This is a genomic window from Pseudoalteromonas neustonica (genome assembly GCF_001653135.1).
Lineage (GTDB): Bacteria > Pseudomonadota > Gammaproteobacteria > Enterobacterales > Alteromonadaceae > Pseudoalteromonas > Pseudoalteromonas neustonica.
Map to the genome: position 1 here is coordinate 510,033 of NZ_BDDS01000002.1, position 24,956 is coordinate 534,988.

The 24,956-nt window shown below is 40.2% G+C and carries 19 protein-coding genes; 16 read left to right on the plus strand and 3 right to left on the minus strand.

From position 1 onward, the window contains the following. Positions 1 to 544 precede the first annotated feature (544 nt). Both rne and A7967_RS05575 read left to right on the plus strand, forming a co-directional pair. Complete coding sequence (rne, locus tag A7967_RS05570) at positions 545 to 3,859, plus strand: ribonuclease E (RefSeq protein WP_064435472.1); 3,315 nt, start codon at positions 545 to 547, stop codon at positions 3,857 to 3,859. A gap of 770 nt (positions 3,860 to 4,629) precedes the next feature. Continuing rightward, positions 4,630 to 6,696 carry a hypothetical protein gene (locus tag A7967_RS05575; protein ID WP_064435473.1) on the plus strand — a complete coding sequence of 689 codons (2,067 nt, stop codon included), beginning with the start codon at positions 4,630 to 4,632 and terminating at the stop codon, positions 6,694 to 6,696. 467 nt (positions 6,697 to 7,163) lie between these two features. On the opposite strand, the gene A7967_RS22710 is transcribed toward A7967_RS05575, so the two are convergent. Next, positions 7,164 to 7,529 (minus strand): hypothetical protein, encoded by a 366-nt coding sequence (locus A7967_RS22710; RefSeq protein WP_054453408.1) that lies wholly within the window; start codon positions 7,527 to 7,529, stop codon positions 7,164 to 7,166. A gap of 94 nt (positions 7,530 to 7,623) precedes the next feature. Between A7967_RS22710 and A7967_RS05585 the strand changes: the two genes are divergently transcribed. Together A7967_RS05585 and A7967_RS05590 are read left to right on the plus strand one after the other, a co-directional pair. Next, entirely contained in the window at positions 7,624 to 8,226 is a 603-nt protein-coding gene (locus tag A7967_RS05585; protein WP_054453406.1) for a DUF4124 domain-containing protein, read from the plus strand. A 15-nt stretch (positions 8,227 to 8,241) separates the two neighbouring features. Beyond that, positions 8,242 to 8,889 carry a DUF4124 domain-containing protein gene (locus tag A7967_RS05590; RefSeq protein WP_054203549.1) on the plus strand — a complete coding sequence of 216 codons (648 nt, stop codon included), beginning with the start codon at positions 8,242 to 8,244 and terminating at the stop codon, positions 8,887 to 8,889. A 101-nt stretch (positions 8,890 to 8,990) separates the two neighbouring features. Here the strand turns inward: A7967_RS05590 and yejK are convergent, their stop codons facing one another. Beyond that, positions 8,991 to 10,007: a nucleoid-associated protein YejK gene (gene yejK / locus A7967_RS05595; RefSeq protein ID WP_054203548.1), complete on the minus strand. Its 1,017-nt coding sequence runs from the start codon at positions 10,005 to 10,007 to the stop codon at positions 8,991 to 8,993. A gap of 62 nt (positions 10,008 to 10,069) precedes the next feature. Between yejK and A7967_RS05600 the strand changes: the two genes are divergently transcribed. From A7967_RS05600 to A7967_RS05655, 12 genes are all read left to right on the plus strand, one after another. Next, positions 10,070 to 10,282: a YejL family protein gene (locus tag A7967_RS05600; RefSeq protein ID WP_064435474.1), complete on the plus strand. Its 213-nt coding sequence runs from the start codon at positions 10,070 to 10,072 to the stop codon at positions 10,280 to 10,282. Positions 10,283 to 10,287: 5 nt separating this feature from the next. Then, complete coding sequence (locus tag A7967_RS05605; RefSeq protein ID WP_054453404.1) at positions 10,288 to 11,784, plus strand: DUF3413 domain-containing protein; 1,497 nt, start codon at positions 10,288 to 10,290, stop codon at positions 11,782 to 11,784. A 111-nt stretch (positions 11,785 to 11,895) separates the two neighbouring features. Then, positions 11,896 to 12,372: a hypothetical protein gene (locus A7967_RS05610; protein ID WP_054203546.1), complete on the plus strand. Its 477-nt coding sequence runs from the start codon at positions 11,896 to 11,898 to the stop codon at positions 12,370 to 12,372. 81 nt (positions 12,373 to 12,453) lie between these two features. Beyond that, entirely contained in the window at positions 12,454 to 14,172 is a 1,719-nt protein-coding gene (gene aceK / locus A7967_RS05615; protein ID WP_064435475.1) for a bifunctional isocitrate dehydrogenase kinase/phosphatase, read from the plus strand. A 15-nt stretch (positions 14,173 to 14,187) separates the two neighbouring features. Further along, positions 14,188 to 15,126 (plus strand): LysR family transcriptional regulator, encoded by a 939-nt coding sequence (locus A7967_RS05620; RefSeq protein WP_064435476.1) that lies wholly within the window; start codon positions 14,188 to 14,190, stop codon positions 15,124 to 15,126. A gap of 170 nt (positions 15,127 to 15,296) precedes the next feature. Beyond that, positions 15,297 to 15,740 (plus strand): ferritin-like domain-containing protein, encoded by a 444-nt coding sequence (locus A7967_RS05625; RefSeq protein ID WP_054203543.1) that lies wholly within the window; start codon positions 15,297 to 15,299, stop codon positions 15,738 to 15,740. 216 nt (positions 15,741 to 15,956) lie between these two features. Next, positions 15,957 to 16,352 (plus strand): ExbD/TolR family protein, encoded by a 396-nt coding sequence (locus tag A7967_RS05630; protein WP_054203542.1) that lies wholly within the window; start codon positions 15,957 to 15,959, stop codon positions 16,350 to 16,352. Positions 16,353 to 16,487: 135 nt separating this feature from the next. Beyond that, positions 16,488 to 19,304: a TonB-dependent receptor gene (locus tag A7967_RS05635; RefSeq protein WP_064435477.1), complete on the plus strand. Its 2,817-nt coding sequence runs from the start codon at positions 16,488 to 16,490 to the stop codon at positions 19,302 to 19,304. A 45-nt stretch (positions 19,305 to 19,349) separates the two neighbouring features. Next, positions 19,350 to 20,660: a DUF5690 family protein gene (locus A7967_RS05640; RefSeq protein WP_064435478.1), complete on the plus strand. Its 1,311-nt coding sequence runs from the start codon at positions 19,350 to 19,352 to the stop codon at positions 20,658 to 20,660. 8 nt (positions 20,661 to 20,668) lie between these two features. Next, a complete protein-coding gene (phnX, locus tag A7967_RS05645; RefSeq protein WP_054203539.1) occupies positions 20,669 to 21,478 on the plus strand; it encodes a phosphonoacetaldehyde hydrolase in 810 nt (269 codons plus the stop codon). Then, positions 21,478 to 22,878 carry an FAD-dependent oxidoreductase gene (locus A7967_RS05650; RefSeq protein ID WP_064435479.1) on the plus strand — a complete coding sequence of 467 codons (1,401 nt, stop codon included), beginning with the start codon at positions 21,478 to 21,480 and terminating at the stop codon, positions 22,876 to 22,878. Before phnX ends, A7967_RS05650 begins: the two co-directional genes overlap by 1 nt. Before the next feature lie 231 nt (positions 22,879 to 23,109). Then, on the plus strand, positions 23,110 to 23,796 hold the full coding sequence (locus tag A7967_RS05655; RefSeq protein WP_064435480.1) for a GntR family transcriptional regulator: 687 nt from the start codon (positions 23,110 to 23,112) through the stop codon (positions 23,794 to 23,796). A 34-nt stretch (positions 23,797 to 23,830) separates the two neighbouring features. Here A7967_RS05655 and phnW read toward each other — a convergent pair whose 3' ends face one another. After that, a complete protein-coding gene (gene phnW / locus A7967_RS05660; RefSeq protein WP_064435481.1) occupies positions 23,831 to 24,934 on the minus strand; it encodes a 2-aminoethylphosphonate--pyruvate transaminase in 1,104 nt (367 codons plus the stop codon). Positions 24,935 to 24,956: the final 22 nt, after the last annotated feature.

Genomic DNA, 24,956 nt, shown 5'->3' on the forward strand with positions numbered 1-24,956 from the left:
AATATAAATTTGCACATAACAACGGTGCTTTTTAACACATTAATACATTCGTGATGCACATTCTGGGTAATTGATCATACAGATCCGAGTTAAGTTTTCCAAAGCTTTTATACATACCTAGTTTGCACGTGCGTTCAATTAACTCCGATGCGCGTAATATATCGCTAGTTAAGTTTGACCACGATGTGTTTTTTAATGTTGATAAAAAAAGCAATGAACAAATAATTTGTCTGATCGTGACGGCGTACAATACGCCGTTCAGCAGATGCATTGTAAATCGTACAAGTTAATTTAATACATGGTCGACTCTGGGCAGAACTCAAATAGATAACTGTAAAAACAGTCATTTGTTTTCCCCCTATTTAGAATCTAATAACGTGACAACACGTTATTGTCAGCCAGCACCATAAAGATACTTAAACGGATACAGAGCAAAGCTCCCCCACAGATCCAGTCGTGAGATTGTATAAAAAGAAGCGATGGGAGCAACTGAACAGGCGAAAAGTTTCGTCATGTCAGAGACATAACACAGTAGAGTAACAATATGAAACGTATGCTAATCAATGCGACGCAGCAAGAAGAAATGCGCGTAGCACTGGTTGATGGCCAGCGCCTGTATGATTTAGATATCGAAAGCCCGGGTCACGAACAAAAAAAAGCCAATATTTATAAAGGCAAAATCACACGTATAGAACCGTCACTAGAAGCCGCTTTTGTTGAGTATGGCGCTGATCGTCACGGATTCCTTCCTTTAAAAGAAATTGCTCGCACTTACTTCCCGACAGGTTATACCTTTCACGGTCGTCCGAACATACGTGACGTGATCAAAGAAGGTCAAGAAGTCATTGTTCAAGTAGATAAAGAAGAGCGCGGACAAAAAGGCGCAGCTCTTACTACGTTTATTAGTGTTGCTGGTAGCTATTTAGTGCTTATGCCAAACAACCCACGTGCTGGCGGTATTTCTCGTCGTATCGAAGGTGATGAGCGTACAGAACTTAAAGAAGCATTAAGCCGTTTAGAACTGCCTAAAGGTATGGGTTTAATCGTGCGTACTGCTGGTGTTGGCAAATCATTTGAAGAGCTTAACTACGACTTAAAAGCGCTATTAGTACATTGGGATGCGATTCAACAAGCGTCTGATGGCGGTAAAGCTCCGTTCCTAATTCATCAAGAAAGCAACGTGATTTTCCGTGCTATTCGCGATTACTTACGTCGTGACATCGGTGAAATACTGATTGATAAAGCCCGAGTATTTGAAGAAGCAAAAGCGCATATAGAGCGTTTTCGCCCTGACTTCATGAGCCGTGTAAAACTTTATCAAGGTGAAGTCCCACTGTTTACTCATTATCAAATCGAAAGCCAAATTGAGTCAGCATTTCAACGTGAAGTTCGCCTGCCTTCTGGCGGTTCAATTGTAATTGATCCAACTGAAGCACTTACCTCTATCGATATCAATTCATCAAAAGCCACTAAAGGCGGTGATATCGAAGAAACAGCGCTTAACACCAACTTAGAAGCTGCTGACGAAATTGCTCGCCAATTGCGTTTACGTGACTTAGGTGGCTTAATCGTTATCGATTTCATCGACATGACACCCCCACGTCATCAACGTGAAGTAGAAAACCGCTTAAAAGATGCTGTACGTCCAGATCGTGCCCGTGTACAAATTGGTAAGATCTCACGTTTTGGCTTACTAGAAATGTCGCGTCAGCGCTTGCGCCCTTCATTAGGTGAAGCAAGCCAAGGTCCATGCCCACGCTGTAGTGGCCAAGGTACTATTCGTTCAAACGAGTCGATTGCATTATCAATCCTACGTTTAATCGAAGAAGAAGCGATTAAAGACAATACGTCACAAGTTAACGCACAAGTGCCTGTTGCTGTTGCCGCTTATTTGTTAAATGAGCAACGTCGTAGCGTACATCGCATTGAAAAACGTCATAATTGCGATGTTGTGATTATTCCTAATCAACACATGGAAACGCCTCATTACGAAGTTATGCGCTTACGTAAAGACGAAACCATCGAGACTGTAAGCTATGAGCAAGTGATTGCTCCTGAGCAAGAAGTATTTGAAACATCAAAAACACCAACAGCGGTAGTACGTGAGGAGCCAGTTTTAAAAGGTGTAGTAATGCCTTCGACACCGGCCCCGCAAGCTGTTGAAAAGCCAGCTCCAACGCAAACAGCCAGTCAGCCAGCTGCAGAGCAAGTTAGCTTGCTGACAACTATTAGCAACTGGTTCAAATCGTTATTCGCTGATTCATCTGAAAAGAAAGAAGAAGTAAAGAAACAAGAACAGCAAACTGCACAGAGTAACCGCAATAACCGCAATCGTAACAATGATGGTGATACTCGTCGTCGAAACAATCAACGTCGTCGTAACAACAACTCACGTAATAAGCCGGTTAATGAGCGTTCAACAGAAGAAGCTGTTGTTGTTAAAAACGATAATGCATCAACAAGTACTGAGCAGCAGGAAAGAAACGATAATCGTAATAAACGTCGTCGCAATCCTAACTCGCGTAAACGTAATGAAACTCGTAATGACGATAAAAAAGAAGTGGCAGTTGCAGCAGCAACTACACCTGAAGTAAAAGATGTTACAGTTGAAACTACTGAACAAAAACCAAAAGTTCGCCGTCAACGTCGTAACATACGTAAAAAGGTACGCTTACAAGCTGAAGATAGCCAAGTTGTTGCAACTGATGATCAACAGCAAGCTGTTGCTGATGAAAAACCGACTCAGACCCCGACAAAAACTGAAGACGTTGTTGTAGAAAAAGCACCGGTTGTTGAAACACCTGCACAAGACATTGAACAGGTAGTTGTGAATGAACAAGATGCTGCCTCTGCAGATGAAGAGCAAGGCCAAACACGTACACGTTCACGCCGCTCACCTCGCCATTTACGTGCCGCAGGCCAACGTCGTCGTCGTCCTGAAGGTGAAGAAGCTACTCAAACACAAAGTACACAACCGCCAGCGTTTATTCCAGTTGCAGATCAAGCCGCAGCCGAATATGAAGCGGAGTTAAAAGCAAAAGAAAATGCGATTACTGAAGCGAATGAATCTGCTCCTGAAGTAGTTAAAGCAGCACCTGTTGTCGCAGAGCCTACTCCTGAAGTTGTTGATGAAACACCTGTGGTTGCTGAGCCTACTTCTGCTGTAGTTGAAGAAACACCTGTGGTTGCTGAGTCTACTCCTGCAGTAGTTGAAGAAACACCTGTGGTTACTGAGCCGACTCCTGAAGTGGTTGAAGAAACACCTGTAGTTACTGAGCCGACTCCTGCAGTAGTTGAAGAAACACCTGTGGTTGCTGAGCCTACTCCTGCAGTAGTTGAAGAAACATCTGTGGTTACTGAGCCTACTCCTGCAGTAGTTGAAGAAACATCTGTGGTTACTGAGCCGACTCCTGCAGTAGTTGAAGAAACACCAGTTGTTACTGAGCCTGCTCCTGCAGTAGTTGAAGAAACACCTGTTGTTACTGAGCCTACTCCTGCTGTAGTTGAAGAAACACCTGTTGTTACTGAGCCTACTCCTGCTGTAGTTGAAGAAACACCTGTTGTTACTGAGCCTACTCCTGTAGTAGTTGAAGAAACACCTGTTGTTACTGAGCCTACTCCAGTAGTTGAAAAAGCACCAACACAAACTGTTTCTAACACTAAAACAGTGATCACAACTGGAAAAGCAAGTGCGCCAATGGCACAACCTACACCAGTCGCTGATAGCGATGTTGTTCATACGCCTAAGGCAATGGCACATGATAAGCGTGAAGCGATTCCAGATAGTGGCTTGCGTGCCGGTTCATTAAAGCCAGCTGGTCGTGCTAGTGCTGCAATGACTAAAACATTGAGTGCTTAATAACTCACATTGTTTAGTTAAGTACTAAATAAAAAAGCCGTGTTAATAAAATTAACACGGCTTTTTCGTTTATAGCTGAAACCTAAATTGACACTAAAGTGTAAAGCCCCAAACAACTGAAGTTTTTATCTCTGTAATCCCCTACTTTTTATTTGGTAACTCTTATACCAATCTACTTAGATATGGGGTCTATTTAATGACAAGAAAATTGCGCTATAACTAGGGCGTGTTGACCTTTCGTGATTGATTTTACAGCAGTCTATTTGGTATTTAGGCAAGGCAGCGCCGATGTAGTGTGGTTGTTCCCCATAAATAGGCGATAACGCAGTATAAATGCCAAACATGCGCTGCCCAAAGGGTTCTCCCAAGGGGCGACTAACTGTTTATTACCTGTACGGATGTAGATAAAGGGCATGAGCAGAGCGCGGAGGCTTTGCTCGATTTTACTTAGTCCACTCGATTCCAAATCTCCCGCCGCGATTGAACCGCCTGAGTTTGAATAAATTTCAATCATCAAAGATCAACAGACCCGAGTACTACATACAAATTAAAGTTACTTACTACAAACAAATTAAAGTTACTTACTACAAACAAAAAAAAACAAAAAACCATCACTTGACACTATATATTAACAAACCCATTTGCTACTATCACTTTGCTTATTTTTAATACAACTTTATTGCATGCTAATTTAATGCGGGTAAGCAGTATTTCTGCGGATAATTAGAGACAACTTTTAGTTAATATAATTCTCAAAGGAAAGTTAAATTATGGAAATTCATAAGTTCAAACTAACACAACTCGCCATAGCATTAGGTCTAACAGCAACTTTGGCTGCATGTTCTAGTGACAATGACAAAACACCTCCTCCGGTAGAACCGACACCAACACAAAAGGTTGTTGAACTGCCTGCAGGTACCACATCTGAAAAACAAGCTGGTTTTTTCACTGTAGTTGTAAAAGATAGCGAAGGTAATAGCTTAGGCTCTGCTGATGTACCTATTACAGTAAAGATCACAAAAAATTCAGCCAATGTTGTTTCAACCAAAGGCGAAGCGTTAACAGCCGATGATTTAACGATTACCAATGGCGCAGGCTTATTTGCGGCGTCATTATCAGAACTCACTGCTGAAACATCAATAACAGTCAATTTTACTGCTCCTGGCTATTTTAATAACAGTAAAGTAATTACTTTATCAGTTGATGATTCTGAAGTTGCAGAAACTGTAACATTAGTTTCTCGTAGTATTGACGCTGATAATGTTGCTATTGTGTCTGAAGAAAAATCAGTGAATGATTTAGCCGAAAATGGCGCTACGGTTACATTTAAAGAAGATGGATCACTTGAAACATCTGATGGCTCAGCATTAAAGCTTGCCAAAACAGTAACTAAAACCAATGGCAGTGCCACTAGCGACAAAGGGGGGGTTCAAATATCAATACCCAGTGGATCTAAAATGCTTGCTAAAAATGAAGCTGGTGAGCTAGTTCCTTTAACAAGCGCCCCTTCCCTTGCTGTTGCGTATTTTAACAATGAAGCCAGCTCCAGTGCTGCTGCAAACGACAATAATGAGAGTCGCCCTGAATCAGCACTAGATTACTTCCCTGGTGGTCTTGACCTAGCCGTTTCTGTTCCTACCGCAGATAATGTAACGACTGAAGTCACAACCACAGGCTCATTTACAACCGCTGGTTTTGTTGCCATCGAATTGACCGATGATGCTGGTAACAAAGTGAAAGAGTTTGGCTCAACGGGTGATGGTGACAACGCCACTAAAAACTCAATTGAAGTTAAAATGCAAGTAGAAGTTAAAACATCAAACGCCTGCCCAATGACTTATGCTGATTTAGATAATCTAGACCAAGCTACAGTGGCTGCTTTTGCTGTTGATGCGTCTAAATCAACTGATAGTGCTTACTTTCGCAAAGGCGCCTGTGTTTCCTCTGATGGCTCAGCAATTGCGACACGCCCAATCAAGGCAGGTGATATAATCCCTGTATGGAGTTACGATGCGGATGAAGCGCAATGGGCTTTTGAAAGCTATGGTGTTGCTCAAGTAAATGCTGATAACGCTGATGTTTTTGACGTAGCAGTTCAGGTAACTCACTTATCTTACTGGAATCTTGATTTCTTTAACTGGCGCGAACCTAACTTTGGCCAATGCGGTGATGATCGCAAAGTTCAGTTTGACATCAAATATGCAGATGGCTCAACTGATAATGTAACCGCATTTGACCTGCTTGTGGAATCTCAATCTGGTGGTTACCGTAAACTTAAACGTGGGTATGAATTCCGTTACTACAATAAGTCTACGATAGCTAACCCGCCGTCATTTTCCGTATTTATGTCGCTATTAAATAATGGCACTAATATTATTGATGGGATCGAAGGTGACGCTAATAATCCGGTTGATGCTTCAGCATCTAGATTAAAACTAAATGACATTTGTGAGTTGGATGGGAAGAAACTAGTGCTAACGCTTGATACTGCTCCAGCGCGAGTAGATCAAAAAATTAAAACACAATATGCTTGTAGTAACAACGCTGAAGGTGATGTTGAAGCCCCACCGGCAGCAACTTCAACTTACGCGTATTTGATTGATTCAAGCAATAACTACGTGACCTACTCATATACTGCAAATGACGGCACAGCAACTTTTTCAAACGTTGTTGAAGGTGATTATAAAGTAAGAGTATGGGATCAAGTCAGCCGAACTTATGTGACTTCTCCTGATTTCGCCGCGAGTGCGACAAATGAAGTGGTTATTGATCTTCCCATTGAATGCACCATAACTGAAAAACCAGTTACAGGTACTGGCACAACAGGCGGTTCGTGATCGTTCTTTAAGTAAAACAGAGTCAAAGCCGCGTTTATCGCGGCTTTTTTATTACTAGTGGCGATAATGAAATAGCGATAACCAACTAAACGGGCTCTCCTTTGCCTAAAAACCAAACATACTGCTACAATTAACCTAGAAAGATAAATACACCCTAGGGCGCGTTGACCTTTGTGGATTGAAATTTGTTCAACCTAGGGGCGATTTAATCGCGGCGCGAGGTTTGTAACCTAGCGGGCTAAGTAAAAACCGAGCAAAGCTTCCGCGTCCTGCTCACGCCCCTTACCTACATCCCTGTAGGTAACAAAGAGTCAATCGCCCCTAGGAAGAACCCTTTGGGCAGCGCATGTTTGGCATTTATACTGCGTTATCGCCTATTTATGGGGAACAACCACACTACATAGGCGCTGCCTTGCCTAAATACCAAACAGTCTGCTGCAAAATCAATCACGAAAGGTCAACACGCCCTAGCTTTCACTCGCTAATTTGTACGCCTCATATTTTTCACATTCGAGTTCTGCTATATTTTTATCATAAATAGATTGAGACATATCAGATTTCAATGTTAACTCCTTGCATCGCTGTTCTAACTCTCCAACCTTTGGAATCGTTGGATCGATATTATGAAGTAAGATATGTTTATCAATTTGCCCCCCCCTAGATTGCATTTGACGCTGGATATCTTGAGCAACCATTTGCTGCTTAAGTTTTGCTTCATTGTGCATTTGTTCACTCATTTTGTGATAATCAACGACTACTTTTCTTTCAACCAATTTGTTATAACAAACCAACAACACAAATATAGCCAGTAAAAAATAAATAATCCCTTTCATATTAATAATTTCCCCTTGACAGAATAATGGGTTTTCTAGCCTAATACATCACTATAATAAAATACTCATTCGAGTCAATTCACAAGGAGGTTTTATGCGTAATAACCTGATAAAATTTAAGTTGCTTATTGGTGCTGTATTATTTTCAGTGTCCGTTTGTGCACAACAAGTTTACAGCTGGGTCGATAAGAATGGTGTTCGTCATTTTTCTGATGTTCCTACGAGTCAAAGTGCGGAAGTAGTCGAGGGTATTGAGTCAACCCCCACTCCAAAAGCAAAGAATAAAAATGAAAACCAATCTCATGGCTCTGAAGAAGAACATGAAGAGTATACCCCCGGTGCGGAAGTTCCCATAAAAGGCTCGGGCACAATACTCAGTTGCAATAAGTCTATCTCATATCATGGTAATTATTATCAAGGTAGTTCTTCCTATACGATGAATAAACAGTACACTACAAAAAAAAATGCGATGAATGTTTTAAAGACGCACGAAAATAGTAAGGATAGATTAAAAAAAGAGAACGAGAGGTTAAACGCTCATCTTGAAAAACAACAAGCTCATTATAATAAAAATAAAAGTAACTCGATAAAATATGCCATTGAAAATACAATGGACCAAATTGCTGAAAACAACTGTGAAATACAGGTCCATTTACGTTATATGGAACTCACGCAAGAAAAAATAAATTCATTATAAAAACCAAGGAATGATATGACCAAACTTATACTCACTATGCTACTTTTATCAAGCTTTGTCACACAAGCAAAAGTGTATATGTGCGAAGATGAACAAGGGAATGTGTCATATACCGACATTCCTTGTAAGAAAAGTGCATCAACCGTTGCCCAAAAAAATGAAAGTGCTTCTCAAAGCCCAATAGTTAACGAGATCCCTAAAGAGATTAATACTGTCAAAGATGCTTTGAATTATATTGGCTTGAACCAATTAGTACTTTTGAATTTAGATTTAATTGAGCAGCAATATATCATCCCGCAAGGTAGTTTTAATTACGAGTACTCTTTTTTAGCCCCCAGTAAATATCAATATTCAAATGTTCCTATCCATAATGTGAGTGCAAGATTTATAAATGGCATGGGTGAAATTGTTTATCAAGGGAAAATGTACGCAAGAAATTTTTCATCTACGCCTGACAACAATGGTTTTTTCAACGCCACTTTTTCTGATATCAATAAACGAATGATGGAAATGGGACTAGAAGATCAGACTGAAAACACGCTTCGCTATGGAAAAGGCAACTGGAGATGGAATCATCGTAATTTTGCCTGTCATGCTCAATCAGACTTTAGGCCAAGAAGTTCTGTAATTGGGTTAAAAATTACGTGCAAAACACAAAAGTAATATTACTGTGAAGTTCATAGAAAATTAACAGTAAGTACAACTCAAACAAAGAATAAAGCCGCGTTAGATCTCGCGGCTTTATTTGTAACTCTGTTTTAAGCTTACTCTTTCTCATTTTCCATAAAGCGCTGTAACTGATCTTTTAAGTTAGGCGGAATGCCTTTGATAACCAACGTATCAGTAGCGTCGTTATACATAACGCGTTCACCTAAATGCTTACGTTCAAAGCTAATGCTTACACCACCACCAAGACCTGAAAACTTAACCATACTTGTCACTGTTTTCTTGTCAACTGGAAATGACTCTTCTAAATCATAACTTTGCTCTTTACAAAAGCTTTCAAACGGGTTGTCGTCACCTTTAGTCAAGGTTGCGGATAATTCGCTGACATTCGCGTCTTCACCTGTGGTGACACAATCATTACAATAATCGAAAACTTGTTTTCGCAAGTCGTCTTTTTCAGACTTATCAAATTGTTGCTCTGATAGGTAATCTTCAACTGCACTGAGCATCACTTGACTTTGCTGCTTAGGATCAATGCCTTCTTCACAGCCTAAAAAGTCTAAAAAGAAGTCGGCTACTTTACGCCCAGCTCGCCCTTTAATAAACGAAATATAACGATTATCTTCAGCTTGAGTATCCCATGCAGTTAAATCAATACGTGCAGCAAGTTGCATGCGAGATATATCTAAATGACGTGATGAGGCTAAATCAAGTTCAGAGGTAATTGAATAGTGCTCTTTAATGTTGATCATCGCAATCAACATATAATCCGTTGCGACGTATTGGTAATGACAAAAAATTAAATAGCCGGTTTCGTTAAACGCATACTTATTTAATTCTTCTTTTAATACAGTAGTTGCTTGCTCTGTCATGTGCCAAAAGCCAAGTTCGTCATTACGATAACTTTGCATTGCAGATGCAACCACACTATTTTTATCTCCGCTAAATGCACAATAACCTTTACCTGGTTTACCGTTATATGCGTGATGCAGTTGCTCGATGAATACAGCGACTTTTTCATTCACTGCCATTTCGTCATTGCGCAAATGAATTTGCGTATCGTCGTCTTTTTTGTCTACATAATGAACGACTAACTTTTTAACATCTATTGCCATCTTTGTTTTTCACGCCTCTGGTGTTAAAATGTGAGAATATAACTCTTTTATTGAACCAACTGATGCCAATCTTATCAAAATATTCTAATGATGAAGTAGAACAAATCGTCGATCAACTCATTGATGTGTTAACTAAACACAATGCGCCGGTTGATTTAAGTCTTATGTGTTTAGGAAATTCTATCACGCATATCTTAAAAGAGCATGTACCAAGAGGGAAAAGACAAGCCGTTGCGGATAACTTTGCGAAAGCACTTGCGCAATCGGTTAAATAAACTTTATGAATTTATCGCAGCACAATCAGTTTTCGTCTAAAGCGAGTCAATTATTAAGTTGGGGCCATTGGTTCACCTTCGCTAATATTGGTTTAGTTTTGCTTATTAGTTTAAGTTACTTATTTGCCGACTCGCCACCGACAACTGCAATCGGGTATGTTTATATGCTAGTTACTTGGCTTAGCCACACTAGCTTTATTACCTTTATTGCCTTTGTGCTGACGATTTTTCCGTTAAGCCTTATATTCCCCTACCCTCGGCATATTCGTGGAATGGCCGCCATTCTTGCAACCTGCGGAGCATCACTACTTACGCTTGACGCTTACGTATATTTTAATTTAGGTTATCACTTAAGTAGTTCAGCATTGCCTGAAATTGTGACTTTATTATGGCATAGATTAACCAGCAGCCCGGGGTTAACCAGTTTACTTGCTGGCGGGATTGTCATACTTATTTTTGCATTTCAATTACTTGCAAGTAACTATACTTGGCATCATTTAGCACGTTTAAAACAGTATAAGTTCGCACGATACGCCAGCTCATTTTTATTAGTATGTTTTGCTATGAGCCACAGTATTCATATTTGGGCTGATGCTAATTTAAAATTTGATATCACCAAGCAAGATAACGTGTTGCCGCTATCTTATCCAACCACGGCTAAAAGTTTATTAGCAAAGAATGATTTATTAGATATTGAAAGCTACAAGCAGGCACACAATGTTAAACTCACATCGCAAAATATTAATTATAGTGCCCCTTCACCACTAACCCGATGCGAAAATTTTACGCCCGCAACCATTGATATCTTAGTATTTAGCTCTACAGCAAATCTAGATGAGTTTGCTAAGCAGCATACAGACTTATATAAAACAGAGCAGTTTTTACAAGCTGTTGATCATCAAGATGCACTTTTTAGTCTAATTTATGGCCTGCCTGCTTATTATAAAGCAGTACTTATGGACGAGCAGAATCTTCCGGTGTGGCAAACACAACGTCGTAGCCTTTCGGTCACTGGATTTGAAGATTTCACATATATAAATGGAGCTAAAACAGATGGTGCTGCAATCCGTATCGTAAATGCAGATGCACAGACCACAGTTCGTGATAATAACACCCATATTTTCGCTTTTAGTTTGGCGACTGATAACAATAGTATTGTCAGTGTCTCTACTTTATATAGCTCAGATAAAAAAGTCACTCGAGCTGATGGCCTAATCCAACCAAGCGATCTCATTGCTACCAGTGTAGGCCAATACTTAAACTGCCCTAATGTTACAAAACAAAGCATGCTGGGCGTTAATTTATATAGTAAAAAAGACGATATCGGTGTTAATTATTCACAAGGTGTCTTCATTGCGTACAAAAAAGATCGCATTACTTTGATTGATTCTGAGGGTAATTATAAAAATATATCTGCTGCACAAGGCTTTTCAATTGAGCAAAGTTTAGATATCCCATTTTTAGTACATAGTATTAAAAAGCTAAGAACATTTACGCATTAGCCTACACAACAGCCCTTATAGATGTCTATTAGGGCTTGAGCATTTAATTTGCGATTTGCCCTAGTTAGGTTATAGTTTTTATTATTACCTGACTAAGGAAGGTTAAAAGTAATGAAATCACCCGCAATTTTTTTTATTTTCTTTATCGTTCTTTTCACATCAAGCCTAATAGCTAATGATACTCATTACTATAAATGCATCACGGATAAAGTAACGACCTTCAGTCAATTCCCATGCAGTGGACAAGCAACCCAGCATAAAGTCACAACGGCTAACGTAGCAGACTCATCCAAAATTGATCATACTAAATCCCTCAATGCACTTGAGCGCGAACAAATAGTACGCAACCTCCATAGCGAGATCCGCAGCGTAAAACATACACTTGCAATTTTAAGCCGTAAACGCGATACCGCTGAATATAATCAGCAAGAACGCCTAACACGCCTGATGAGTGATGATGATAAAAAGCACACTGCAAAAGACATTAAAAAGCAGATCAAACGAATCGATAAAACCTACGCAAAAAAGAAAAAATCAACAGAAAAAAAACTGGCTGCATTAGAAAAAAAGTTAAAACGTTATGAATAAGCTATTGGGTTTTACTAATATTTAGCATACTCTTAACATCAGTAGAGCATATACTCTACACCGTATTCTAGGAGTAGCCATATGTGCGCGCACGAGATTGCCGAATTCATTTTAAAAGGCTTTAAAAAGCACTATTTATTATTTCAAAAAATTACAGCACAAGCCCCGCTTGCCTTTGCGCATAAAGACTGGTCTAAAATGCACGAAATTAGTCGTTTGCGGATCAGTTATTACGATGACCGAGTAAATGAAACAACGCAACAACTCAAAGACGAGTACCTAACAACACAACTTGATGAATCGCTATGGCTTGCAACAAAGCAGCACTATCAACAGTTCTTGCTTTTTCACCCACAGGCAGAATTAGCTGAAACATTTTACAACTCTGTTTTTTGTCGATTATCTCATCGTCGTTATTTTAATAATAATTTCATTTTTGTTAAAGCCACACTCGCTGATGCCCCTGCGTTACCAATTGAAGCAGAGTATCGTAGTTATTTTCCTGTTATTGATGGCTTAAAACCCACGATCCGTAAAATTATTGAGCAATTTGACTTTAAAGCCTCTTTTAATGACTTAGAACGCGATATTCGCTTACTTGTTAAAGCATTTTATAAACAAGCGCCAGATACACACCACAGTGCATGGCAAATGCGTTTTGATATATTACAAACTCCCTTTTATCGTAATAAAGCCGCCTACATTGTAGGCCGTGTTGTTTCGCAAAGCGGTGTGCAGCCTTTTATTATTGCCGTTCTTCACCATGAAGATAAAGGTTTATATTTAGACGCCCTACTCACTAAATCATCACAAATGCGGGTTATTTTTGGTTTTGCCCGTGCTTATTTTATGGTTGAAACCCATGCGCCCTCTGCATTAGTCCGTTTTTTAAATCAGCTAATGCCGAATAAAACCCTTGCTGAACTGTACAACGCGATTGGTTTTCACAAGCAAGGAAAAACCGAGTTTTACCGTGAATTTTTAACGCACCTAGAGCGCTCAAACGACGATTTTATTATCGCCCCAGGCACACCGGGAATGGTGATGATGGTATTCACGCAACCTTCTTTTGGCTACGTGTTCAAAATAATTAAAGACAAATTTGGTGAGAGTAAGCCTTTTGGTCGTGACACTGTTCTAAAACGCTACCAATTAGTTAAAAGCCATGACCGAGTCGGCCGAATGGCTGACACCATAGAGTATTCTAACGTCGTATTCCCACTGGCACGCTTTAACGCTACATTATTAACACAGTTAAAGGCAACAATAGGGTCATCAATGGTGATTGAGGGGGATTTGTTGATTATAAAACACCTCTATATAGAGCGAAGAATGACACCGCTGAACTTATTTCTAGAAAGTGCCAACGAAGAAGATGCACGTACTGCCATTATCGAGTACGGGCAAGCGTTGAAAGAGATGATTGCGGTAAATATTTTCCCTGGCGACATGCTTTTGAAAAATTTTGGGGTCAGTAATCACAAGCGAATCATTTTTTACGATTACGATGAAGTCCAATATCTTACTGATATGAATTTTCGAGCCTTACCTAAACCAAAAACCTACGATGATTACTTAACTAACGAACAAAGTTACTCTGTGGCACCCCAAGATGTCTTCCCAGAGCAATTATGCACCTTTGTAATGCCAAACCATTGTTATAAAGCGATTTTTACGCAAACGCATCCTGAATTACTCGATGTCGAATTTTGGCAACAAGCGCAAAAAAATGTTAAAAATGGCCTTGTTAGCCACATTTATCCATACCCTAGCTCACAGCGTTTTATCCATAGTTGGTAAACGAAAGGACACACAATGAACATCAGCAAAATAGACTTAAATTTACTTGTTTATTTGGATACGTTATTACGCGAATGTAATGTTACGCGTGCCGCAAACCAACTGAGCATCACACAGCCTGCAATGAGCAATGGCCTAAAACGCTTACGTAACTTATTTAACGACCCCATTTTAGTTCGCACAAGTGACGGTATGGTACCCACAGAGCGAGCGCTTGAATTACAGCCAGTGATCCGCGGTATATTAATGACACTCGAAGAGACACTTGCTCCTAACCGCGAGTTTGAAGCCAGCCAAAGTAAACGCGTGTTTCGTATTATGGCTAGTGATTACGCAGCCAGTACACTTGCGCCTAAGCTACTCAGTAAGCTGCATACAGAAGCACCTGACACCACTTTAGACATTTTGACTCCAAGCGATGTAACCTTTCATGATGTTGAAAATGGTAAGGTCGATATGGCGATCAATCGTTTTGAAAATTTACCGCAATCGTTTCATCATAAACGTATATGGAAAGATAGCTTTTGTTGTTTAGTTAAGGCTGACAACCCGATAATTGAAAGTTTTAGTCTAGATAGTTATTTAAAAGCACGGCATATTTGGGTAAGTAAAACAGGCTTTGGTGTGGGTGTTGGCATGGATCCTAAAGATGTGCAAAAACTGGGCTGGGTAGATGAAGCACTCGCCCACTTTGGTAAGCATCGTAGCATTGCCACTTTTACACGTAATTATCATGTCGCAATTCATTTAGCAAAAGAGCAAAACTTAGTCGCTACATTACCCTCAAAGGCCGCCAATATTTATTTAGATGACCCAGGTTTAAAGATCCTCGATCCTCCTTTCCCAATTCCACCTTTTGAGTTAGATATGATCTGGAGCCCGTTACTGCACAGAGACGCAAGTCATATTTGGTTAAGGCAAAAAGTAGCTGAAGTTGCTGATGAGTTAAAGTAACAGTCTTACATACTCCTGTGTAAAATTTGCTTACGTCTATTTCTAAGTGAGTCTGATAAATTTAAATAACGCTTTAAAATCAGACGTATAACACAAACAAAATAATGGAATGACCATTGCTTTAAGTTAATTGAACTTTAATATTCATTTAACTTAAAGAGGTCAACATTATGAATACCCATCAAGGAACAGAAGTAAATCATATCACTGACATTATCCAAGTAATGAACAGCGGCATCGATTTTTATGAAAAAGCTCAGGAGAAAGTTCAAGATCCTGCCATAGGTGCACTTTTTCAACGTATGATCGACGCACGTAAAGTGAGCATTGAAAGCTTACAACCTTACGCTATTAATGAACAAGGTGAACGAGAAGATGGCTCCTCTTTTGCTGTTGAAGCTCGCCGTGCTTACACCGCGCTTATTACTAAGTTCAGCTCAAATAACGACCAAACCTACGTTAAAGAGCTAGAAGAAGTAGAAGACAAAACACTCGAAGAAATAAAGTCAGCCATGCAAAAACCACAGCCACATGATTGCGAAGCTGCATTATCAAAAGTACTGTTAACAATGCAAAGCTGCCATACAGAAATGAGCCGTATGCAAAAGCATTAATCAAACTTGTTATACAAAGCCCAGTGTTCACGCTGGGCTTTTTTATGCCCGCATAAAATTAACCTTTATAACAATGCAGCGCAAAGAATTAATAAAAATAAAATATTTATTTAACCACAGCTCATTTTCACTCTACTAGTCTTACTAATAGGTACCTAATACCGCTGTGGCGCCGCAGCATTTATTTAAACTTAATAAATATAATAAGGTTCCATTATGAGAAATAAACAACATGTAAAACAAAATAACGCCGAGGCAGATATGACGCCCATGCTTGATATTGTGTTTATATTATTAATTTTTTTTATTGTTACAACTTCATTTGTTAAACCCGTAGGTATTGAGTTACAACGCCCTGTAGATAACCCTCAAATAGATAAGCAATCTAAAAATGCGCGCTTCACCATTGACCAAAGTAATGCGGTATATTTTTCCGGACGGTTAATTGATTTAGACCAAGTTGCAACTAATCTCGCCATGTTCGCAGCCAAATATGAAATTACTACCGTACAAATTGCCGCGAACGAAAACAGTACACATCAAACATTAGTGACCGTAATGAATAATATTAAAGACTATAATAATTACCCTATAGCACTCACCTCCCACTAAAAACTATAAAAGGGCCTTTCGGCCCTTTTTCATAAATAAATCTTTTCGTCACATGTTTGTAAAGATAGCCGTTTATTATTAGCTTTAACAATGCTGGTCTAGACCAGATATTTTAAACTTGAGGCTGAACTAATAATGAAACGACATGCAATAGCAACGGCAATATTACTAAGTACCAGTGCATTACTTGTTACCCATAATACAGTTGCTCAAAACGCAACATTTGTAGGTACAATTAAAGATAACAAAACACATTTATCAGGTGCGTTAATTAGCATTGTAGGCACTGATAAAAGTACGGTTACCAACTATCAAGGCCAATTTGAACTACCTAAGCTTGATGCGGGTAGTTATCAATTAAAAGTATCTTACTTAGGGTATCAACCTTATTTAATTGATATAAATATTGCAGAAGATGAGGTAAAAAAACTAAAACCAATCACCCTCTTCGCAGTAACAAACGATAATGCTATTGAAGAAATTATTGCCGTAGGACACATTCAACGTGGTGAAATGGCCGCTGCAAATAACCAAAAAAATGCTAAAAGCATTAAAAATATTATTTCTGCAGATGGGATTGGTAAACTCCCCGACCGAAATGCTGCTGAGGCTGTGCAACGTATCCCAGGTGTATCAATTGAGCGAGATCAAGGCGAAGGTCGCTTTGTTGCCGTTCGCGGTTTACCAGCACAGTGGAGCTCTGCAAGTATAAATGGCGATCGTTTACCTACCGCCGAGGAAGAAACCACCAGCCGCGCCACTGCATTTGACTTTTTCCCTAGTGAACTCATCGAGTTTGTCGAAGTATCTAAAGCGCTTACACCTGATATTGAAGGCGATGCGATTGGCGGCAACGTAAACTTTGTAACCAAAAAAGCACCCGATGATTTTATATTTAATACCAATTTTGCTATTGGCCAAAATGAGTTAGCTGATGGTACAAATTACTCAGCTAATGTGCTTTACGGAGATAGACTCCTTGATGACAAGTTAGGGTTCTTAATTAATGCGACCGCTTGGCAACGAGATTGGGCCACTGATAACTATGAACCTCGTCGCGGTAATGACGGCTTAGGTATTTATCGATTAGAGCTACGTGATTACACGGGTACACGCGAAACCTATGGCCTTAATGGTGCTATTGAATATCAGTTAGAGCAAGGAACTTTAAGTGCTACAGCTATGTATGGCACACTAATAGATGATGAAACGCATTACAAACACCGCATGCGCTTTGATAAAAACCGCGCAGAAGTACAACATATCCGAAATGAATTAATTACTGAAATGACCGGTTTCGAGATTGCTGGTGAGCACTACTTCGGTTACGACAAAACCCTTTCATGGAAACTCTCTAGTTACGAAAACGAGTTTCGTTATGGTGATACGCCTAATACCGATGACAACAGCTATTTTGTCGTGCGATTTGATCAAAAAGATGTCGGCTATCAAGGGCTAGAAGACCGTGGAACGGGTAAAAATTATGCCTATAACACGGTTGATAACGGCAGCGATCCTTGGAATGCAATCAGTAATCACTTACCCAATGGGTTTTCATTCGATCCCAGTAAAGCAAAGCTCTCTTGGGTAGAGCTTTATAAAGTATTCGTTAACGAAAAAGATAAAATTGTCGCCAGCACAGATTTTGAATGGCAACTAGACAGCGATTTAATATTAAAAGTAGGTGCTAAATATCGTGATAAAGAACGCGTAGCGCGTTTTAGTGATGAGTTTTACGCATGGGATGAAGCTCAGTATGGCCTAGCACCTACGTTAAGTGACTTTAGTTTATCAAACCAACCAGGCAGAAATGACTACTTAAATGAGCTAAATGTTGACTATCAAAGTCAATTTTCGCAGGTTGCCGCAACTGATTCTTTGGCACAATTTTGGAATAAAAATAAAGAAAAATTTGTACTTGATAAGAGTGAGTCTGCTTTAATCGAAAATGGCGGTGCACTTGGTCGTAATTTTGATGTGAGTGAACAGCACGCATCGTTATACGCAATGGCAACTTATACCTTTAATAGCCAGTGGGAAATGTTAGGTGGATTACGGTTAACACAAACCGATACGAAAGTTGACGGTTACCTGTATTTAGCTGACGAGGATAAAGTCATCCCTAGCAGCGCAAGTAACGATTATCTCTCTGTGTTACCAGCATTGCACCTTACCTATCATTTTGATGAGCAAACAAACTATCGCTTAGCGTTAACTCGCTCATTTTCTCGTCCTGATTTTGGCTCCCTTACCCCTGGCGCAACTTATTTAGAAGCAGAAAACGAACTTGTTACTGGTAATCCAGAACTTGATCCTACTTATTCAAATAATCTCGACTTTATGGCTGAGTACTTTTTTGAAAGAGTCGGTTTAATTTCTGCGGGGGTGTTCTACAAAGATATCAGCGACCCTATTTTTCAAAGTAGCTCAATGGGTAAGTTTGGCAACAAAAGTAGCGTCAATATTATTCGCCCAGAAAATGGGGATAGCGCGTGGCTTGCTGGAGTTGAAATGGCTTTTAATCGTGACTTAGCCTTTATTAACCCTGCTTTGGAAAGTGTGGGCGTTATGCTCAATGCTACATTTATGGATTCACAAATGAGCATCCCAGGCAGAACCGACAAGGTCGCGATTTCACGCCAAGCCGATAACTTATATAACTTTACCTTGTACTACGATGATTCATTTTTTGCTGCGCGAATTGCGCTTAACTATAAAGGCGAATATATCGAAGAGCATGGCAGCAACTCACAGTCTGATAGCTATTATGGCGATAACACCAGTGTTGATTTTACTACGTCATATCAGCTTAACGATAATGCATTAGTTTATTTAGAGTTAAACAATCTAACTAACGAGCCACTTAAATATTACTTAGGCGATGAGAGTCGCCCTCTGCAAGTCGAATATTACGGTGTGCGTGGCATGATTGGCATTAATTACCAATTCTGATCACTTCTATGTTGTGCGGGGCTGTGCCCCGCAAAGGATTGCTTTATGTTTACTCAACCACAATGGCTAAAACGTGCTCACGGTATTGGCTTTGTTTTATTCGCCGCCAGCTCTGCGTTTATGACTTACTTTTGTATGTACGCTTTTCGAAAGCCCTTTACTGCAAATAGTTATACCGAGTTTGACGATCCGAGCTGGCAAGTCAGCTTTAAAATAGCTTTAATTCTTTCACAAGTTTTAGGCTATCTATGCGCTAAGTTTATAGGCGTTAAGGTCATTGCAGAAATGCGTCACCAACAACGCGGTCTAGCGATCATTGCCATGATCGCGGGTGCCGAATTATCGCTGATTTTATTTGCCATCACACCGGTTGGTTTTAATATTGTCTGGCTGTTTTTTAACGGTTTATCGCTTGGCATGATTTGGGGAATTGTGTTTAGTTTTTTAGAAGGCAGGCGCACCTCTGAAATTCTTGGTGCGGTGCTCAGTGTTACCTTTATTCTCGCCTCTGGTTTAGTCAGAAGTGTTGGCAAATGGCTAATTGACACTTTAAATGTACCTGAACTGTGGATACCTGCTGCAACCGGCGCGCTTTTTTTGCCGATACTATTACTGAGTGTTAAATGTTTAACATTATTACCTGATCCAACCTTGGCAGATCAGCAAGCCCGTCAACAGCGCTTACCTATGGATGCCAAAGCACGCTGGCAGTTTTTTAAACGTTATTGGTTTGGTATCAGCACTTTGATATTGAGCTTTTTACTCTTTACAGGCTTTCGTGATTTTCGTGACAACTTTGCAGCGGAAATATGGCAAGCACTGGGGTACGGGCAAGAGCCTGCTATTTTTGCTTATGCGGGGATCCGTATGGCACTCATCGTACTAATCGCTTTGGGCGCAATGGTACTGGTGAAAAATAATAAAACCGCATTTTACGTTAATCATGCATTTATATTATTTGGCGCTTGCTTACTTATAAGCAGCACTTTGGCTTTTGAAAGCCAATTACTTAGCGCCAAAGCTTGGATGGTGTTACTCGGTGCAGGCCTTTATATTAGCTACATCCCCTATAACTGCTTCTTATTTGATCGAATGATTTCTGCCGTTGGTTCAACAGCTAACGCAGGGTTTTTAATATATCTAGCCGACTCTGCTGGCTATTTAGGCTCTGTGGGCATTTTACTCTATCGTACCTTTGTAATGCCTGAAATCAGTTGGCTGAACTTCTTTATTACCGCCAGTTACTGGGTCGGCACTGTGGCTGGCTTTTTAGTACTGTGCTCATTAAGTTACTTTTCAATTCGTTTATCTACACAAAAAACATCTGCGCCAGCATTGGCCTCTATAAATATTTAAGGAACATTATGACAAAGTTAGAAGCACTCATTTTAGATTGGGCCGGCACGGTTGTTGATCATGGCTCAGTTGCTCCAACCACCATTTTTGTTGAAGCATTTAAAACCGCGTTTAATTTCGAAATCAGTTTACAAGAAGCGCGCATTCCAATGGGCATGGGTAAATGGGATCACATCGCAACATTAGGATCTCTTGCTGATATTAAAGCGCGTTGGCAAACGCAGTTTGGTGCGCCTATGAGTAATGACCAAATTGATCATATTTACGAGACTTTTATGCCATTACAAAAAGCCAAAGTCGCTGAGCGAGCAATGCCAATCGCAGGGGTATTACCGGTGTTAAATCGCTTAAAGCAACAAGGTTTGAAAATAGGCAGTTGCTCAGGTTATCCTCGCCAAGTTATGGATATATTAGAAGTTGCGGCGGCTGAATATGGTTATAAACCCGATCACAGCGTGGGCAGCGATGAATTATCAGCGGGATCTCGTCCAGGTCCTTGGATGGCCCTTGAAAATGTAAATGTATTGGGGATCAGCAATGTCGCACATTGCGTTAAAGTCGATGACTCAGCACCTGGAATTGCAGAAGGCTTAAACGCCGGAATGTGGACAGTCGGCGTTGCATTAACAGGCAATGCAGTGGGCCTAACAGAGTCACAATGGCAAGCATGTTCACAAACCGAACAAGATGAACTTACTCGTACAGCCTACCAACAACTTTATTACAGTGGCGCACATTACGTGATTGATTCACTCGCTGATATTGAGCCTATTCTTATGCAAATTGAAGCAAGACTTGCACGTGGAGAGCGCCCTTAATGACATATCAACCTTTTTGGTTTGATAGCGCTATAAATGAGGAGGCCGCTGCGCCTTTTCATTTATTACCCCAAGGGCATCACACTGATGTATGCGTTATTGGTGGCGGGTTCACCGGCCTTTGGACTGCTATCAATATAAAGCAACAACACCCTACAAAAAAAGTAACCATTATTGAGCAAGGATTATGCGGCCAAGGCGCATCTGGGCGAAATGGTGGTGCAATGCTAACCTGGTCAACAAAGCTTCCTAGCCTAATTAAGCTTGTTGGTTTAGATAACGCACTATTTTTAGTTAAGCAATCTGAACTAGCCGTGCATGAAATAAGCGCATTCACAAAAGAACAAGGTATTGACTGTGACTGCAGAATTGACGGATGTTTTTATACCGCCTCTAACCGTGCACAACTGGGCTTGCTTGATAACGCTTTGGATTGTTTAGATCAATTTAAACTCAATTCTTGGCAAAAGTGCACTGCTGAGCAACTGTTACAAACAGGCTCAAAACAAAATTTGCATGCTCATTTTTCTGCTCATGGCGGCAGTATCCAACCAGCAAAATTAGTCAGAGGGCTTAAGCGTGTTGCCCAACGAATGGGGGTTGATGTTATTGAGCATTGTCGTTATATACAGCATCATGACCATGAGCCAATAAATGTCACCACCAATCAAGGGGCGTTAGTTTGTAATACCCTTATCTTTGCTGTTAATGCGTGGCTACCCACTTTACAAAACAAGTTTTCTCGCTCAGTAGTCTTGGTTTCAAGTGACATGATCATCACCAAACCAATACCTGATGTACTCGAGCAACTCAAGTTAAATCATGGTAGTGCAATTATTGATTCTCGTACTTTTGTTAACTATTACCGCAGCACCTCAGATGGGCGTTTAATGCTTGGCAAAGGTGGAAATTTTTTCAGTTATGGCAATAAAGTACATCCCAAATTTGATCAACCAAGTCACTATAAAAAATTACTTGATAGCTCATTAGCTCATTTTTTCAAAGGGCATGAACTGCCTATCGAACGCACATGGACTGGGCCATCTGACAGAAGTGCCACTGGCTTTCCTTTTTTTGGACATTTAAACGCACACCCACACGTGCTTTATGCTGGTGGTTATTCTGGTAATGGTATTGTTCAGTCTTATTTAGGCGCAAAAATACTCTCAGCTATGGTGCTCAATAATAATCCACAATGGCAACACTGCGGATTAGTAAATCAGCCACTTAAGCAATTCCCAATAGAGCCTATTCGAACCACTGGCGCCTATATTGTGCGTAATGCTATTCGCCGTAAAGAATTGGCTGAAGATTTAAACTTGCAACCGCATAAAATCGACTGCTACTTAGCTAAACTCAGCGGTAGTGCAGCAAAAGTTGACACGCAATCACTCAGGTAATATACAATGTCTAAACAAGACTTTCCTATCATTACTTCAACAGAGGTAGAAATTAGTTTTTGTCTCTAACTTACGCAAACACTGACTACGATAGGACCTGTGCGCAGCTTTCTCACGATGCACAATGTGCCTTGGTAGCGCAACAACAAGGCCCACACATAAAAATTAGATCTTATTAATGTCATTAATATCGACTAAGCTATCGGATAATCAGTGGGAAACATAAAAAATATGCTTTTATTTCAAGAAATTCGCAATTATATCCTCACCCTACTCCAGCAAGACGAAATTGCTACGGGCAGTAAGCTGCCATCAGAGCGGGCTTTACAAGAGCACTTCAACTCTACACGTATCACTGTGCGTGAGGCATTGATCCGATTAGAAGCAGAAGGATTAATTTATAGTCAAAAACGAAAAGGCTGGTTTGTCACTCCACATAAACTAAAATGGCATCCCGCAACAAAAGTTAACTTCTACGAACTTGCTAAGCAGCAAGGCTTCACAGCACAAACACGTTTAGTGAGTGCGAACAAAATTGATAATATTAATTTTACCGATATTTTTAGCGCACAGAGCCTATATCATCTGCAGCGAGTGCGTAGCTTAGACAATCGTGCAGTTATGTTTGAAGACATTTTTTGTGATGCGCAGCGCTTTGACGGTCTTAATAAGCATTCGTTAAATAGCTCAATTACCGAGATCATGGCCAAACAGTATGCAACAAATGTAGTAAAAGAACAGAGCATTATTAGCGTAACGGTGCTTCCTGACGATGTCTGCGAGATGCTTGAAAAAAACAGTGGTACACCATGCTTAAAAGTAGTGCGTCAGCGTTTTGATGAGCAAGAAAAATTGGTTGATCATAATATTGAATATTGGTTACACAATGCGATTGAAATGATTGTCGAAGGCCAATAAAGCGATACGTCTAATATCGCTTGTATAGCTCAATTTATACTGTATCTTGCCAATAAAGATTACTTGCAACGGCGTCAATCAAACGATGCATATCGGCTGCAAATACATGGCCAATGTTACCAATACGAAAGCAATCCGCATCCGACACTTTACCCGGATAAATCACAAACCCTTGGTTTTTTAGTGCATCATAAAACGTTTTAAAGTCGTAACCCTGTCCTGTTGGTGATAAAAACGAGGTAATAATCGGTGAATGCACTGACGTATTTAATAAAGGAGAAAAACCAAGCTTTTTCATTCCCGCGACAAGAATATGCTGGTTTTCCTTGTAACGTTTATAACGCTCTGTGATCCCTCCCTCCTCTTCAAGTTCGACTAATGCCTGATAAAAAGCCCGTACAACATGAGTTGGTGAAGTAAAACGCCACTTACCATTGTTTTTCTCCATACAGTGCCACTGCGCATAGAGATCTAAAGAAAGGGAACGTGAAACACCTTCACTTTGCGCTATAAGATGGTGTTTGCAAATCACAAAACCAAAACCTGGTACACCTTGAATACATTTATTTGCCGAGCTAATCATCACATCAACATGCCAATCAGCCAAATCGAAAGGGATCCCGCCAAAACTGCTCATTGCATCTAAAACAAACACCTTGTTATGCTTTTTCGCCAACTGCCCCACTGCTTCGGCTGGATTTAACATACCCGTGGTTGTTTCGCAGTGAACCATTGCTATATGCGTAATGTCAGAGTCGTTTAGTAAAACAGCTTCAATATCAGTTACATTCGGTAGTTGGGTTTCGGTGTAATTGATAATGTGTGTATTAATATTCAAATAGGCAGCAATTTCGCCTATTCGCTCACCATACGCCCCATTATTAATAACCAACAATTTATCACTGCTTTTTATTAAGCTACCAAGAGCAGACTCCACACTCGCCGTTCCGCTGCCTTGCATTAGCACACTGGTGTAACCTGGATGTGCCGTAGCAAGTGCCACCAGCTTAGCTCGAATTGCTTGAACTACACCTTGGTTATATTCATCGTCCCACGTACACCAATCCTTTAGCATCGCTTTTTTAACTGTCTCTGAAGTACTTAGCGGACCTGGGGTTAATAGTAAATAATCATTCATTGTAATTTCCAACTCAATCTGG